15 protein-coding genes are annotated in these 13788 nt (G+C 65.0%); 6 read left to right on the plus strand and 9 right to left on the minus strand.

What is annotated here, in order from left to right:
- Positions 1-2 precede the first annotated feature (2 nt).
- From PSN43_RS09800 to recJ, 6 genes are all read left to right on the plus strand, one after another.
- A complete protein-coding gene (locus PSN43_RS09800) occupies positions 3-257 on the plus strand; it encodes a DUF370 domain-containing protein (protein ID WP_272700538.1) in 255 nt (84 codons plus the stop codon).
- Complete coding sequence (gene gmk, locus PSN43_RS09805) at positions 258-899, plus strand: guanylate kinase (protein ID WP_272700539.1); 642 nt, start codon at positions 258-260, stop codon at positions 897-899.
- Positions 892-1596 carry an orotidine-5'-phosphate decarboxylase gene (pyrF, locus tag PSN43_RS09810; protein ID WP_272700540.1) on the plus strand — a complete coding sequence of 235 codons (705 nt, stop codon included), beginning with the start codon at positions 892-894 and terminating at the stop codon, positions 1594-1596. The genes gmk and pyrF overlap by 8 nt, the downstream gene beginning before the upstream one ends.
- A 9-nt stretch (positions 1597-1605) precedes the next feature.
- A complete protein-coding gene (locus PSN43_RS09815) occupies positions 1606-2499 on the plus strand; it encodes a tetratricopeptide repeat protein (protein ID WP_272700541.1) in 894 nt (297 codons plus the stop codon).
- A 42-nt stretch (positions 2500-2541) separates the two neighbouring features.
- Entirely contained in the window at positions 2542-3402 is an 861-nt protein-coding gene (locus PSN43_RS09820; RefSeq protein ID WP_272700542.1) for an HDOD domain-containing protein, read from the plus strand.
- Between the two features lie 73 nt (positions 3403-3475).
- Positions 3476-5128, plus strand: coding sequence for a single-stranded-DNA-specific exonuclease RecJ (gene recJ / locus PSN43_RS09825; RefSeq protein WP_272700543.1), 1653 nt, complete (start codon positions 3476-3478; stop codon positions 5126-5128).
- A 96-nt stretch (positions 5129-5224) separates the two neighbouring features.
- On the opposite strand, the gene lipA is transcribed toward recJ, so the two are convergent.
- From lipA to PSN43_RS09870, 9 genes are all read right to left on the minus strand, one after another.
- Positions 5225-6094: a lipoyl synthase gene (lipA, locus tag PSN43_RS09830; RefSeq protein ID WP_272700544.1), complete on the minus strand. Its 870-nt coding sequence runs from the start codon at positions 6092-6094 to the stop codon at positions 5225-5227.
- Positions 6024-6683, minus strand: a complete 660-nt coding sequence (gene lipB, locus PSN43_RS09835) for a lipoyl(octanoyl) transferase LipB (protein ID WP_272700545.1) — start codon at positions 6681-6683, stop codon at positions 6024-6026. Before lipB ends, lipA begins: the two co-directional genes overlap by 71 nt.
- Entirely contained in the window at positions 6680-7807 is a 1128-nt protein-coding gene (locus PSN43_RS09840) for a small ribosomal subunit Rsm22 family protein (protein WP_272700546.1), read from the minus strand. The genes lipB and PSN43_RS09840 overlap by 4 nt, the downstream gene beginning before the upstream one ends.
- Positions 7797-9344: an ASKHA domain-containing protein gene (locus tag PSN43_RS09845; protein WP_272700547.1), complete on the minus strand. Its 1548-nt coding sequence runs from the start codon at positions 9342-9344 to the stop codon at positions 7797-7799. Before PSN43_RS09845 ends, PSN43_RS09840 begins: the two co-directional genes overlap by 11 nt.
- A 160-nt stretch (positions 9345-9504) precedes the next feature.
- On the minus strand, positions 9505-10302 hold the full coding sequence (locus tag PSN43_RS09850; RefSeq protein WP_272700548.1) for a sirohydrochlorin cobaltochelatase: 798 nt from the start codon (positions 10300-10302) through the stop codon (positions 9505-9507).
- Entirely contained in the window at positions 10299-11012 is a 714-nt protein-coding gene (cobI, locus tag PSN43_RS09855; protein ID WP_272700549.1) for a precorrin-2 C(20)-methyltransferase, read from the minus strand. The genes PSN43_RS09850 and cobI overlap by 4 nt, the downstream gene beginning before the upstream one ends.
- Positions 11013-11081: 69 nt before the next feature.
- Positions 11082-11975: an ABC transporter substrate-binding protein gene (locus PSN43_RS09860; protein WP_272700550.1), complete on the minus strand. Its 894-nt coding sequence runs from the start codon at positions 11973-11975 to the stop codon at positions 11082-11084.
- A complete protein-coding gene (locus tag PSN43_RS09865; RefSeq protein ID WP_272700551.1) occupies positions 11972-12754 on the minus strand; it encodes an ABC transporter ATP-binding protein in 783 nt (260 codons plus the stop codon). Before PSN43_RS09865 ends, PSN43_RS09860 begins: the two co-directional genes overlap by 4 nt.
- Entirely contained in the window at positions 12747-13784 is a 1038-nt protein-coding gene (locus tag PSN43_RS09870; RefSeq protein ID WP_272700552.1) for a FecCD family ABC transporter permease, read from the minus strand. The genes PSN43_RS09865 and PSN43_RS09870 overlap by 8 nt, the downstream gene beginning before the upstream one ends.
- Between the last annotated feature and the right edge of the window lie 4 nt (positions 13785-13788).

Genomic DNA, 13788 nt, shown 5'->3' on the forward strand with positions numbered 1-13788 from the left:
CCATGCAGAAACAGGGATTACTTAACGTCGGTTTCGGAAATTTCGTGGTGCTGGATCGGGTCATCTCCATCGTCAACCCGACCAGCGCGCCCATGCGGCGGTTGCGTGAGGACGCCCGTGCCGAAGGACGGCTCATCGACGCCACCCAGGGCCGAAAGACCCGGGCGATCATCGTCACCGATTCAAATCACGTTGTCCTCTCCGCCATCCAGGCCGAGACCATCGGGCAGCGATTCAGCGCGGACGAGGGGGACTAGGTGGTTCTGGACGATCCCAAATTCAGGCTGGGACAGGTCCTTGTGGTGTGCGCGCCCAGCGGCACAGGCAAGAGCACGCTCATTTCCATGCTCCGCAAGGAGTATCCGGACTTCGGGTTCTCGGTCTCCTATACCACCCGCGCTCCGCGCGGCGAGGAGCAGGACGGCCGTGAGTACCACTTCGTCTCCCGCGACACCTTCGTGGCCATGCGCAGCCGGGGCGCGTTCTGCGAGTGGGCCGAGGTTCACGGCAACTTCTACGGCACGGCCACCAAGCCGGTGGAGGAGATGCTCCACCAGGGCCAGGACGTGCTCTTCGACATCGACGTGCAGGGCGCGAAACAGCTCCGGAAGACCTTTTACAAGGGCACTTTCGTCTTTCTGCTGCCCCCGTCCCGCGAGGAGCTGGTCCGCCGGTTGAAGGGACGCGGCACCGATTCGGAGGAGTCCATCGCCAAGCGGCTGGCCAATGCCGCCGGCGAACTGGCCCAGGCGGAGTGGTTTGACTACTGGGTGGTCAACGAGAGCCTTGAAGAGGCTTATGACGAACTCAAGGCCGTCTATCTGGCCGGAAAATGCAAGCCGTCGCTTCGGCCCGGCATTCTCGACAACATCATGAAGACCTGGGAAAACAATGGCTGAGCTTGTCGTCGCCCTGGATTTCAGGGATGCTGATTCGGCCCTGTCCATGGCCCGGGCCCTGCGGGGCGCAGCGCCATGGATGAAGGTCGGGCTGGAGTTGTTCACGGCCGAAGGCCCCAAGGTGGTCTCCGGCCTCAAGGAGTTGGGGTTCAAGGTCTTCCTCGATCTGAAGTTCTTCGACATCCCCAATACCGTTCAGGGGGCGGTGCGCTCGGCGGTTCGGCTGGGCGCGGACATGGTCAACATTCACGCCCTGGGCGGGGAGCGTATGGCCAGGGCGGCCATGGAGGGCTGCGCCGAGGGCGTGGTCCACGGACAGACGCCTCCCCTGGTCCTGGCCGTGACCATGCTGACCAGCATGGCGGCGGGCGACCTGCCCGTCGAGAACGCTCCCGACCCTTCCGAGATGGCCCTTGACCTGGCTGTGAAAGCCAAGCAATATGGGTTAAATGGAGTGGTCTGCTCCGGTTTGGAAGTGGAGCGGATCAAGGCGGCCTGCGGGAGTTCGTTCGCCTGCCTCACCCCCGGCATTCGCCCGGCTTCGGCCGAGGCCGGGGATCAGCGGCGGGTGGTCACTCCGGAGCGGGCAGTGCGCAGCGGGTCGGATTTCCTGGTGGTGGGCAGGCCCGTCACCAGGGCGGAGCGGCCCGAAGAAGCGGCTCGGGCTATCATCGAGGAGATGAGCCGGGCGCGATAGGAGCGAGGAATGGCCGATCGGGAGCAGGATGCCGGAACGCGGCACGAGATAGTGCGCGACGGTGCGGAGAGGATCAAGGGCGTTTTCTCCACGCAGACCGTCGCCAGGGTCGGCACGGGGACCACGCAGCGCAAGACGATCCAGAAGACTTACTGGGACGTCGAGGAGCTTGAATCCGGCGAAATTTCCGTCCAGCCCCTGAACCGCAATTACGTGCCCTCCGGCCCGAAGCGGTCCGTTCCCCGCGAAGATTTCCTGACCAAGTTCAATCCGGAGCCGGAGTTCTACGTCTCCACGGTGTATCCGGCCATGAAGGAGCTGGACGGAGCTATCGTCCGCGGCGAGAAGCATCGCGAACGGGGCGCGGCCTATTCTGCCGAGTTCGAGTTCAAGCGGGCCATGGACATCGACGAGGAGAACGTCCGCGCCAATTTCGGCCTGGGGCTGACCTACCTCGACCGTGGCGATCAGGCCAAGGCCAATGATATTTTTGAGCGTCTGGTGGACCTTGATGCCGCCTTCGACGCCGAGCACAAGCACCTGTTCAACGACTTCGGCATCAACATGCGGAAGAACAGGATGTACGACCAGGCCCTCAAGTATTATCTTCGGGCCGAACAACTGGTCCAGAACGACGAGCACCTCTATCACAACATCGCCCGCTGTTACTTCGAGAAAGGAAACATCGAGGGGTGCAGGAAGTACCTGCTCAAGAGTCTGGAGCTGAATCCGGGTCTGGAGGCGAGCCTGAAATTCTGGGCTTTTCTTCAGGAAAAGGGGTACGTGGGCAAGGACGATGGACCGGACGTGTCGGCAGTGAGGCGCGCTTCCCGGCCAGAGGACGAAACCCATGCGGCTGGCGGGGAAAAACCGGCCCCTTCCACGCCCATCAAGCTGGATTAAGGGGTCCGGTGAGCTGAAGAAGCGCTCGGGGCAGGAGTGTTCATGAACCAGGACAAGATCCAGGGCTTCCTCCAGGAGCTTCCGCGTATGCGCGGCGACCTGCCGTTTTCGCCGGAAATCCTGGGCCGGCTGTTCGTCCAGACCGGCGAAGGCTGCTTGGTTTCCCTTGAGGCGGTTGGCGAGACCTTGGGCAAGGATCAGGGCCTGACCGCCCGTATCCTGCGGCTGGCCAATTCCGCCTATTACGGCCTTCAGGCCGAGATTCAGACGGTATCGCGGGCCGCCGCGGTGCTGGGCATGTCCGAAATCCGCAACATCGTTCTCGCGCTGGGTATCGACGGGCTGACCAAGCAGTACGGTTTGCCCGAGGATTTCGACCTCGGGAGATACTGGGCCCATCAGTTCATGGTCGCCACGGTGGCCAAGGAATTGTCCGACATGATCGATGTGGGCAAGCCGGACAGTCTTTTCACCTCCGGGCTGCTCCACGATTTCGGCAAGCTGGTCACCGCCCTGAAACGGCCCGACGACTGGTCCGCCATCCGCGAGCTCGCCGAGAACGAGCTGCTGGCCGACAGCGACGCCGAGGAGGAATACTGGGGGCTGGACCACGCGGTCATCGGCGCGCTGGTGCTGCGTTCCTGGGACCTGCCCGCCGTGTTGGTGGAACCGGTCAACTGGCACCATTCGCCGGACCTGTCGCCCGGGCATTCCAACGAGTCCAACGTGATCTGTCTCGCGGACTGCGTGGTTCATGCGGTGGCCGAGCCGGAAGGGCCGTACGCGGAGCGCGTGGACGAGCTCTGCCAGGCCGTGGACGTGGACATGGACGATCTTTTGGAAGTCGCCGAGGAGCTTGTCGACTCGGACGACGTCGAACAATTCGTTAACGTGCTTTTCTGAACATAGGGATCAAATATTGCCTTGCATCTGGAAACCCCGCAATGAGGGGGCTGCTCCGTCGTCGACGGCGGCCATGGCCGAGGAACTGAACGTATCGCCGCTTATTGTGGAGATTCTCTGGAACCGGGGATTGTCCGACGTGGGCGAGATGGACCGTTTTTTGAGTCCGTTGCTCCGGCATATGGCCAACCCCGCCGAGGTGCCCGGGCTGACCGAGGCCGCCGAGACCCTGGCCCGGGGGCTGGACGAGGGACGCAGTCTGGCCGTATGGGGCGATTACGACGTGGACGGCATCACGGCCACGGCGGTCATCAAGGAATTTTTCGCCATGCGCGGCATGGAGGTCATGCACCACCTGCCCAATCGCATGGAGGAAGGATACGGCATGAACGTGCCCGGCGTGGAGCGCCTGCACGAGCAGGGCGCGACCATGCTTCTGACCGTGGATTGCGGCATCACGGACAGCGCGCCCGTGACCCGCGCCAGGGAGCTGGGCATGACCGTGGTGGTTACGGACCACCATCTGCCCGGCGAAACCCTGCCCGAGGCCCATGCCGTGTGCGACCCGCGCCTTGCGGAAGGCGGCCCGTGCGACGATTTGGCCGGGGTGGGCGTGGCCTTCATGCTCGTGGTCGCCCTGAACCGGCTCCTGCCCGGCGAGCCCGTGGACGTTCGTCCGCTGCTCGACCTGGTGGCGTTGGGAACCATCGCCGACATCGTCAAGCTGACCGGCCAGAACCGCATCCTGGTCAAGAACGGTTTGCTGGTCATCAAGGAAGCCAGGCGGCCCGGCATGGCGGCTCTCAAGGTGGTCAGCGATTACGACCGCCGGGCCGAGCTGGGGGCAGGCCAGATCGGGTTCCACCTTGCTCCGAGGATCAACGCCGCCGGGCGTATGGGCGATCCGGAAAAGGCCCTGAGGTTGCTGCTCTCCAAGGATTTCGACTCGGCCATGCCCATCGCCGAGGAACTCAACGCCATCAATATGGAACGCCGCCGCCAGGAGCAGGAGATTTCCGAGCAGGCGTTCGAGCAGGCCGAGACCATGCGCCACATGGCCGGTCTGGTTCTGCACGCCGACCATTGGCATCCGGGAATCATCGGCATCGTGGCTTCGCGGGTGGTCGAAAAATACTACCGGCCCACGCTGCTGCTCTGCACGCCCGAGTCTTCCGAAGGGCTGCTCAAGGGGTCGGGCCGGTCCATTTCCGAGTTCAATCTTTATGACGGCCTGTCCGGCGTGGCCGACGTGCTGGAAGGGTTCGGCGGGCATTCCCAGGCCGCGGGCGTTTCTCTCAAGCCGGAGAATCTCAAGGCCCTGCGTGAGCGGTTCAACGAGCGGGTGATCGAGAAACTTGGCTCCAAGCCGCTTACGCCCACCCTCAAGCTCGACCATGAGCTGGCCTTTTCCAGCATCAACAATACGCTGCTCAAGGAATTGGAGATGCTCCAGCCCTACGGCATGGGCAACCCTGAACCGGTCTTCGCCACCAAGCCTGTGCGCGTGGCCGAGCACGCCCTGTTCGGCCGGGAGGGGGAGCACGTCAAGCTGGTCCTGGAGGACCCGGAGACCGGCACCAAGCTGCCCGGCAAGGCGTGGCGCATGGCCGACACCCTGACCCGCGCGGTTCACGGCAAGACCATGCGGTTTGCCTTCACTCCAAAGATCGACCGCTTCCGGGGCATCCCCACCATCGATCTGCGCATCCGGGACTGGATATTCTAGGACGCCGCTCCAACGGCGTCGGGCCGAAAACGATCAAGGCCGCCGGGGACAGTCTGTCCCCGGCGGCCTTGATCGTTTTCAATATCCGGTGGGCGGCTATACGAAGTCGGCTGCGTTGTAGCTTGAGCGGACCAGCGGGGCGCTGAACATGTGGCGGATGCCGCGTTTTTTGCCTTCTTCGGCGTACCTTTCGAATACCTCGGGCTCCACGTACCGCCTGACCATGGGATGGAGGCGGCTCGGCTGCATGTACTGGCCGATGGTCACGATGTCGCAGTCACTGGCCGCCAGGTCGTCCAGGGTGGTCATGATCTGCTCGTCGGTTTCGCCCAGCCCGACCATGATGCCGGATTTTGTGGGAATGGCCGGGGCCATGCGCTTGGCGTTGCGCAGCAGGTCCAGGGACTGGCGGTAGTCCGCCTGGGGCCGTATGTCGCTGTACAGGCCGGGCACGGTCTCAAGGTTGTGGTTGAGCACGTTGGGCCGGGCGTCGAGCACGGCGGCGAGAGCTGCCTCGTCGCCCTGGAAGTCCGGAATGAGCACTTCCACGGTGCAGCCGGGCATGGCTTCTCGCACGGCCCGGATGGTCGCTGCGAAGTGGGCGGCTCCGCCGTCGGGAAGGTCGTCGCGGGTGACCGAGGTGACGACCACATGCTTCAGCGCGAGTCGGCGGGCGGCCTCGGCCACACGGCCGGGTTCTGTCTGGTCCAGGGGGTCCAGGTCGCCGGAGGTTATGTTGCAGAACGCGCAGTTGCGCGTGCAGATGGCTCCCATAATCAAGAACGTGGCCACATTCTTGGAGAAGCACTCCCACTTGTTCGGACACTTGGCGGACTGGCAGACCGTGTTGAGCCGCAGGTCGCCGATAAGGTCCGAGGTGTTGGAGAAATTTTCGTTACAGGGCAGCTTGATCCGCAGCCACGGCGGAATCCGCAAAGGTTTTTGCGAAGGCGTTTTCAAAGACATGCTTGACCTCCTCCATGCATATGTCCCGCCCGGCTTCGGCGGACAGGGAGGTGGGCACCGCGCCTTGGATGCCGCACAGGGTAATGGCGTTGAACAGGCTTGTGTCGCGGGCCACGTTCAGGGCCAGGCCATGATAGGTGACCCAGCGGCGCACGCCGATGCCCATGGAACATATTTTACGCGTTTCGTCCACCCAGACGCCGGGATGCTTGGGCCGCCGGATGGTCGCGACGCCGAAACGGGCGCAGGTGTCCATGACGGCCTGCTCCATGTCGTGAAAGAACTTGCGCATTCCGCCGGGACGCTTTTCCACGCGCCAGATGGGGTAGGCCACCAACTGGCCGGGAAAGTGGCAGGTGATGTTCCCGCCGCGCGTGGTCTGGACCAGCTCGATGCCGTGCTCCGCGAGCCTCGCCGGGTCGAGAAGCAGGTTCTCCGCGCCGCCCTGGCGGCCCAAGGTGATGACCTTGGGGTGCTCCAGCAGAAACAGGGTGTTTTCCTGTTCACCGCTGGTCACCGCGTCCAGGGCCTTCAATTGCAGAGCCTCGGCCTCCTTGTAGCCGATGAGCCCGAGGTCGGCGATCCTCATTTGCCCCCCCGGGACTTGTAGGGAAGGATGAACGCTTTGGACTTGAGGTCGATCTTCCGGTTGGCGGGCCACTCGGGTGCGAAAGCCTGGCCCGGAAAGAGCGGGCGCGTGCCAGCCGGGTAATCGATGAGCGTCAGCCCCCGGTCGGAACAGGCATACTGCCCCTTGCCGCCGTGGAGCTTGAACGGTTCGGAGATGGCCCGGACCATCCCCCGTTCGGGCGCGCCGCCGGGCGAAAGATAGAGGAAGTTGAGGCTCGCGTTGTCCTTGGTCAGGGAGGCCTCCCCGGAGATGGCGTTCAGCCATTCGGGCGCGCCTTTGGTGGAGAAGTTGAAGTGGCACCACGGGGCTCCCTGGCCCAGTGCGGGCATCGGACAGTCCAGGGCGTGAGTGCATGGCGCGATGGGCTTGTATCCTTTCTCCAGCAATTGGGCGCGCATTTCACTGATGATCCGGCCGCTCAGGCGAACACCGGTCTCGACAATGAGGATGCGCCCGGTCTCCTTGGTGGCGCCCACCAGGTGCGCTGCCAGTTTCTCGGCCTGGGGCCGGGTGGTGCGGCCGGACCAGTCCAGCTCGTTGAAGGCGTTGGCGGCCATGATGAGATCGGCCTTCTCGCGGATGTGGTCCAGGAATCCGGCCTTTACGGTCTTGATGCGCCAGGGCGAGTCTTTTCCCGCCAGAGCCTGGAAGAGCTTCACGCCCGTGTTCATGGTCTTGGGAGCGATGTCCAGGCAGGTAAAGTCGAGCCGCCGGTCGCGCAGGTGGGGGCGGGCCATCCACAGGGCGAGCACCGTGGTCAGGGGGCCGGAGCCGAGGTCCGCCACGTGCCCGTTTTCCGGGATGTCCATCTCCAGGCCGGAGAAGAGCCGGGACAGGCGGAAGAGGTTCCAAGGCAGGAAATAGTAGAGATACGGCGACAGGAACTTGGCGTCCGTCATGTACTCCTTGCGCCGGGTGGACCGTTCATTGGTCAGGCTGCGCGACATGTCACGGATGTCGTACTTCAATTGGTCGCGGTGTTTGCCCTTGAGGGGCCACACGAGTTTGAGGATATCTTCGAACCGGGCGAGCTGCCCGGCGTTTTCTTCGGTCAGGTTGGGGAACAGGCCGTCAATCGACATAGCTGAAACGCATCCTTTGGATGAATTGGTTGCCGAAATCGGCATCTCCGGTCAGGTCCACCCGGGTCAGTCCGCGGGACAGGGACTCGGCAAAGGTCCGCGCCGCGGGGTCGGTTAAAAACAGTTCCGTGCCGCGAAGCGACGTATTGCCCGCCTTGACGGTCCGGGCCGCGCAGCCGGGGGGGAGGAATCCCAGGGTTTCCAGGTCCGCCGGGGAGACGTGCTCTCCCAGCGCGCCCGCCAGGTGGATTTCGCCGAGTCCGCCAGGGCCGATGCCTGCGGCCTTGAGCAGGGCGGACACGGCCAGGTTGAAGGCCGCCTTGACCTTGAGAATTTCTTCCACGTCGGAGGCCGGGAAACGGACCTCCGCATTGATGGCGAAGACAGGCTCCCCTTCCTCGGAGGAAACCTGTTTGGCCAGTTTGCCCGCCAGTGGAGTGGCACCTTCGGCGAACCGCCCGGTTTCGTCCAGCACGCCGTGGGCGCGCAGGATGGCGGCCAGGGACAGGTAGCCCGTGCCGGTCATGCCGGTTCGTTCCGCGTTCGAGTCGTCGAAATAGCGGATGTCGAGCCCCTTCGGCGTCAGGGTGAAGCCGGTGATGGCCCCCGGTCCGGCGGTTCGGCCGTAGGAGAGGCCTACGCCTTCCAGCGCGGGGCCCATGGGCACGCTGGCGCAGAGCCGTTTCTCGGGCGACAGGGCGAGGATGAATTCGCCGTTGGTGCCGAGGTCGGCCAGGAGGAAGGGATATTTGGGCGCGTTGCCGAACTCGATGGCGGTCAGTCCGGCGGACAGGTCAGCGCCCACGAAGGGCGCGAGCAGGGGCGGGATATAGGCCGGGGGCAGTCCCGGGCCGATCCGCCGCTCATCGCCGCCGAAATAGGTCAGCTCATAGGGCGCCGTGGCCAGCCCGTCCGGCTTCATGCCGAGCAGGATGTAGGTCATGGCAGGGTTGCCGGAGACGGACAGCCCGACACAGTTTCCGCCGAGGTTGCGGGAGGCGAGCCCGGCCAGCTCGACGATGCGGTCGGCGACCAGTGCGCGGAGGACGAATCGTCCCTCGGCGGTGGAAGCGGCGGCCAGCCTGGACATCACCTCGGAGCCCATGCCCATCTGCGGGTTGAGTTCCCGGCCCGTGGCGACGGGCTTTCCGTCCGCCAGGGCGGTCCAGTGAATGGAGGTGGTGCCGAGGTCCACGGCCAGGGCGAAGTCGCCGGAGCCTTCTCCGAGGGAGCGCACCGCCCGCTGGCTGCGCACCGGCGCGGGCAGCTCAATTTCGCAGGGCTCGGACGGATGCAGGCAGGAGAGCCTCCAACCTTGCGCGAGCTTGTCCCGGCCGAGCTTCTTCAATTCGTCGCGGCCCGGCTCGGGCGCGTCTTTGACGTAGCGCACACGGCACAGGCCGCACTTGCCCAGGCCGGAACACAGCGGAACGCCGTGCCAAAGGCGGGAAAGGAAAATGGTGCGGGCCAGGGTATCGCCAGGCTTGGGTTCCAGGGCGAATCGGCCGCCGTCGTGGGTGTGTATCAGTATGCTCACTTCATCTCCGTAGGTCCGCGCAGACTAGCCTATGGGCCGGGCCGTGTAAACGGCGGGAACGCGGGACTCCCGGCGGTTGCGTCGGGGAAGGACCGTCCTGCCTCGGCTTTCCGTTTATCGTTCCGGGGAAGGCTAGGGAAGGAAGGGCCGGAGCCGGATGTCAGCAGCGGCTCATGCGCTGCACGGCGTCATGAAGGTGGCTGAGCCAGATGTCGACGAGGATGTCGTATTCGCCTGCGCCCCGGAGCACGGCCTCACATTCGATGCCCGCCCGTTCGAGGCGGGTCTTCCAACTGGTTTCCCCGCCGCCGACCATGTCGCGGGCGGCGTGCCAGCCCGCGCCGAAAAGGAAGGGCAGGAGGTGGGCCTTCCTGACCCCGTCCCGCTTGAACCGTTCGATGATCGCGTCTATGCCGGGTTCGGCCTCCATGGCTCCCAGATGCACGGACGGGTCGCGTTCCTGGAAGGCGCGGTGCAGGGCTTCATAGTAGACGTTGCCGTCGTGCTTGGTACCGTGGCCCATGAACAGCACGGCGTCGTTCTCGCCCTTGCCCTGCTCGGCGATGGACAGGACCGCGTCGGCGACTTCCTCAATGCCCGCCTCTCCCGCTACCAGGGGGAAGCCGACCTCGACCCGGCGGAAGCCGTCCTCGCGGAGCATGAGTTTGTTGGCCAGTCCAAGAAGTTCGTGGAACTCCGTGCCGGGGATAAGGTGCAGGGACTGGACGGCGACGTGGGTCACGCCCTCGTCAAGGAGCCTGTTCAGGGCGGTGGGCACGGAGTCCACCGTCTCTCCCGCCTTTTTCATGTGCCCCCGGATGGTCTTGGAGGTGTAGGCCACGCGCACGGGCAGGTCCGGATAGGCGGCCCGTACGCGCTCCATGATGTGCGCGAGCGACGCCATGGCGTTCTTGTGGCGCGAGCCGAAGGCGGCCAGGACGATGGCGGCGCGGATCACGGCTTCTTCCTCTTGACCAGGGCCAGCGAAAAATAGTGCGGCTGCTTGGGGGCGTCGTTGATGTCCATGAGGATGGACTCCTCGTCCATGCCGAGACGGGAGACGAGCACCGTGGTGTCGCCCAGGCGGAGCCTGTTCAGCAGGTCACGGATTTCTTCGAAATTCTTGTACGCCTTGAGGATGACGGCATTGTCCGCGGTGTTGAGCTGCTCTTCCAGGCGGGCCGGGTCGGCCACGCCCGAGGTGATGAGCAGGGACTCCTTGGATTCGCACAGGACCAGGCCGATGCGCGCGGCGGCGGCATGGAAGGAGGTGATGCCCGGAACGGCGCGCAATTGCAAATTCGGGTTCATGTCCAGAAGGGTGCGCTGGAGGTAACCGTAGGTGGAGTAGGTCAGGGGGTCGCCCAGGGTCAGAAAGGCGGCGTCCAGGCCCTTGTCCAGAACCTCGGCCACAAGCTCGGCGTTCTTGCGCCAGGCAGCCTTGAGCGCTTCCTCGTCCTTGGTCATGGGGAAGCCGAGCTGCACGATGCGCACATCGTTCTTGAGATGGGGCTTGGCGATGGCGTAGGCCGTGGAATAGTCGTTCTTGGTGGAGGCGGCGGCGAAGATCACGTCCACCTGGCCCAGGATGCGCACGGCTTTGAGAGTGAGCAGTTCAGGATCGCCGGGACCTACCCCGATGCCGTAGAGAGTGCCTTTCTTGGTCACGATGAATATCCGTTATGTTTCTGTCGGTAGCCGACTGTGTCTGTTTTGCGTGTGAAGGTCAACTGGGGCCTAGGGATGAAGGATTCGGAAGACGGTGTCGATGCCTTCGAGCAGGCGCAGGGTGGGCCGTGAGACCAGGTGCTCGTCCACCAGAAATACGTTGCGAGTCAGAACGGCCTTGATGCGCGATGCGGCAGGGCCGTTGACGATGTCCTGCACCGAAACATCGTTCATGGTTCCGCGCTGGGCCAGGTAGACGTCGATCCGGCCGCCCCTGGCGAGAAGCCGTTCCAGGCCGTAGTCCGCGATGTTGGTGCCGTGGCGCGGCTTGGCGTCGGCCGCAACGTTGACGCCTCCGGCCTTTTCCAGGACGAAAAGCGGCATGGAGCCGGGCGAGAAGGTGGCGATCTTGCGGTGGATGGACTCGAAGAACACGCCGGGCCGCTCGCTCATGGGAATGGTGGACAGCCGATCCTCCGCATGGCGCACACCCTCGCGGAAGTCCTCGATCATGTACTCCGCCTGGATTTCGCGGCCCGTAAGTTTGCCCAGGGCCCGCCAGTAGTCGTATACGGCATCGATGGAACCGGGTTGCAGGGCGGCCACGGTGACGCCGTGACGCGTCAGCGCGTTCCACAGGCCCGCGTAGGCGCGCATGTGCATGGGCCGGATCAGGATGAGGTCGGGTTTGGCGGCAAGGAATTTCTCCACGCCGTCGCGGGCGTTGAAGGTCGGCAGGGCCATGGCCGCGGCGGGGTAGTCCTCGCCAGGGGACACGCCGATGATTTGCTCGCGCAGTCCGAGGTGGAACAGGTTTTCGGTGTGTGCGCCGTACAGGGAGATGATCCGCGTGAACGGGGCGTCGAAGGTCACGGTCCGCCCTGAATCATCGGTGATGGTTCGGGCGCGGGCGGTGGAGCAGAGAAGCAGGACGAAAAGGAGTGTGAAAAGGAGGCGCTTCAAGGTCTGTTTCCTTGGATAAAGGCGATATGCGGTCCGTTGTCGGTTTGGAGAATGGCCGCGCGAACGCCGAAGACCGCATGGATATTTTCGGGGGTGAGTGTCCGGGCCACGTTGCCATAGGCATGAACTGCCCCTTTGTCCAGCATGAGGATGCTGTCGCAGTGGCGGGCGGCCAGGTTGAGGTCGTGAAGCACGGCCACCACGGTGCGGCCTGTGTCGGCCAGGCGTTGCAGCGTCTCCATGGTCGACATGGCGTGGCGAATATCCATGGCCGAGGTCGGTTCGTCCAGGAGCAGCGCGGGCGTGTCCTGCGCCAGGCCGCGCGCGACGGCGGTCCGCTGGCGTTCGCCTCCGGACAGGTCGGCCACGGCGCGGTCGCGCAATCCCAGAAGGTCCATGGCGGTCAGCGCCTCCTCCACGCGTTCAATGTCGCGGGCGGAGGGACGGCTGAAGCGGGGGATATGCGGATGCCGCCCCATGAGCACGGTTTCATATACGGTAAAGGGAAAACGGAGCGTCTGGTCCTGCGAGACCAGCGTGCAGAGCCGGGCCAGCCTGGCCGGTGGAAAGGCCGCGATGTCTTCTCCGTTGAGCCGCGCCGCGCCCGAAGTCGGGGCGAGGAGTCCGGCCAGGATGCCGAGCAGGGTGGATTTGCCGCAGCCGTTGGGGCCGACCACTCCATGGAGCCCCGGAGCCAGCTCGAAATCAAGGGCGCGGAGGACCGGGGCCGAATCGTAGGCGAAGCCGAGGCCCTGGATGGCGAAGACCGCGCTATCCACGGGCAAGCCTCCTGGAGCGGCTGAATATCCAGCAGAAGACCGGTCCGCCGATGATGGCCGTGAGCACGCCGATGGGGACCTCGTGGGGCAGGGCCGCGCGGGTGACCGTGTCGGCCAGCAGGAGAAGAATCGCCCCGCCCAGGCCCGAGGCGGGCAGGAGCCAGCGGTTGTCCGGGCCGACGATCATGCGCATGAGATGCGGCACGATGAGGCCGACGAAGCCGATGATGCCGCTCACGGCCACGCAGACCGCGCTGGCCAGGGACGCGGCGACAAGCAGGATAAGCCGCACGCGCCCGGTGTCCACGCCCAGGCTCCGCGCCGAACGCGCTCCCAGGCTCATGACGTTCAGGTCGCGTCCGAAGTAGAGGCAGATCGCGAAAACACCCAGGGAGGCAGCGCCGGCCAGCGCCGCGTCGTCCCAGGTGCGGCCCACGAAGCTGCCCATGAGCCAGAAAACGATGACCGATACCCGTTCGTCGGCCAGATATTTGATGAAGCTGATACCCGCCGAAAGAGTGGCCGAGACGATGACTCCCGCCAGAATGAGGGACGTGGGGGCCAGTTCGCCGTCGCGTCCGGCCAGCGCGATGACCGCGGCCAGGGTGAGCGCCGCGCCCGCGAAGGCCAGCGTCATCAGGGTGGCGGAGCCGAAAAAGGACAGTCCCAGGAGAAGCGCCAGGGCGGCGCCGAAGGCCGCGCCCGAGGAGACGCCGAGGGTGAACGGGTCGGCCAGAGGGTTGAGCAGGAGCCCCTGGAAGACCGCGCCCGCAACGGCCAGGCCGAAGCCCACGGCGGCGCAGGTCAGGATGCGCGGCAGCCGGACGTCGAAAAGGATGCCCGCCACCATGCCGTCCATGGAATCCGCCGCCCCCCGCATTCCGTCGAGCAGGCCGCGCAGGACTTCGCCCGGCGGGATGCCGACGACTCCCATGGCGCAGGCGGCCAGCGCCAGCCCGGCCAGCAGGATGGCGAGCAGGGCGACGATCAGGCCGTTGCGGAAGGAGGTGCGGGAGGCGGCGTTCAACATGCGT

The sequence above is a fragment of the Desulfovibrio sp. Fe33 genome (assembly GCF_028532725.1).
Taxonomy (GTDB): Bacteria; Desulfobacterota; Desulfovibrionia; order Desulfovibrionales; family Desulfovibrionaceae; genus Pseudodesulfovibrio.

Bases quoted from the DNA above. Each gene is read 5' to 3' on its own strand.
- PSN43_RS09815 (WP_272700541.1), top strand. From the start codon at position 1,606: ATGGCCGATCGGGAGCAGGATGCCGGAACGCGGCACGAGATAGTGCGC.
- lipA (WP_272700544.1), bottom strand. From the start codon at position 6,094: ATGTCTTTGAAAACGCCTTCGCAAAAACCTTTGCGGATTCCGCCGTGG.
- lipB (WP_272700545.1), bottom strand. From the start codon at position 6,683: ATGAGGATCGCCGACCTCGGGCTCATCGGCTACAAGGAGGCCGAGGCT.
- PSN43_RS09870 (WP_272700552.1), bottom strand. From the start codon at position 13,784: ATGTTGAACGCCGCCTCCCGCACCTCCTTCCGCAACGGCCTGATCGTC.
- PSN43_RS09800 (WP_272700538.1), top strand. From the start codon at position 3: ATGCAGAAACAGGGATTACTTAACGTCGGTTTCGGAAATTTCGTGGTG.
- PSN43_RS09840 (WP_272700546.1), bottom strand. From the start codon at position 7,807: ATGTCGATTGACGGCCTGTTCCCCAACCTGACCGAAGAAAACGCCGGG.
- PSN43_RS09820 (WP_272700542.1), top strand. From the start codon at position 2,542: ATGAACCAGGACAAGATCCAGGGCTTCCTCCAGGAGCTTCCGCGTATG.
- pyrF (WP_272700540.1), top strand. From the start codon at position 892: ATGGCTGAGCTTGTCGTCGCCCTGGATTTCAGGGATGCTGATTCGGCC.
- recJ (WP_272700543.1), top strand. From the start codon at position 3,476: ATGGCCGAGGAACTGAACGTATCGCCGCTTATTGTGGAGATTCTCTGG.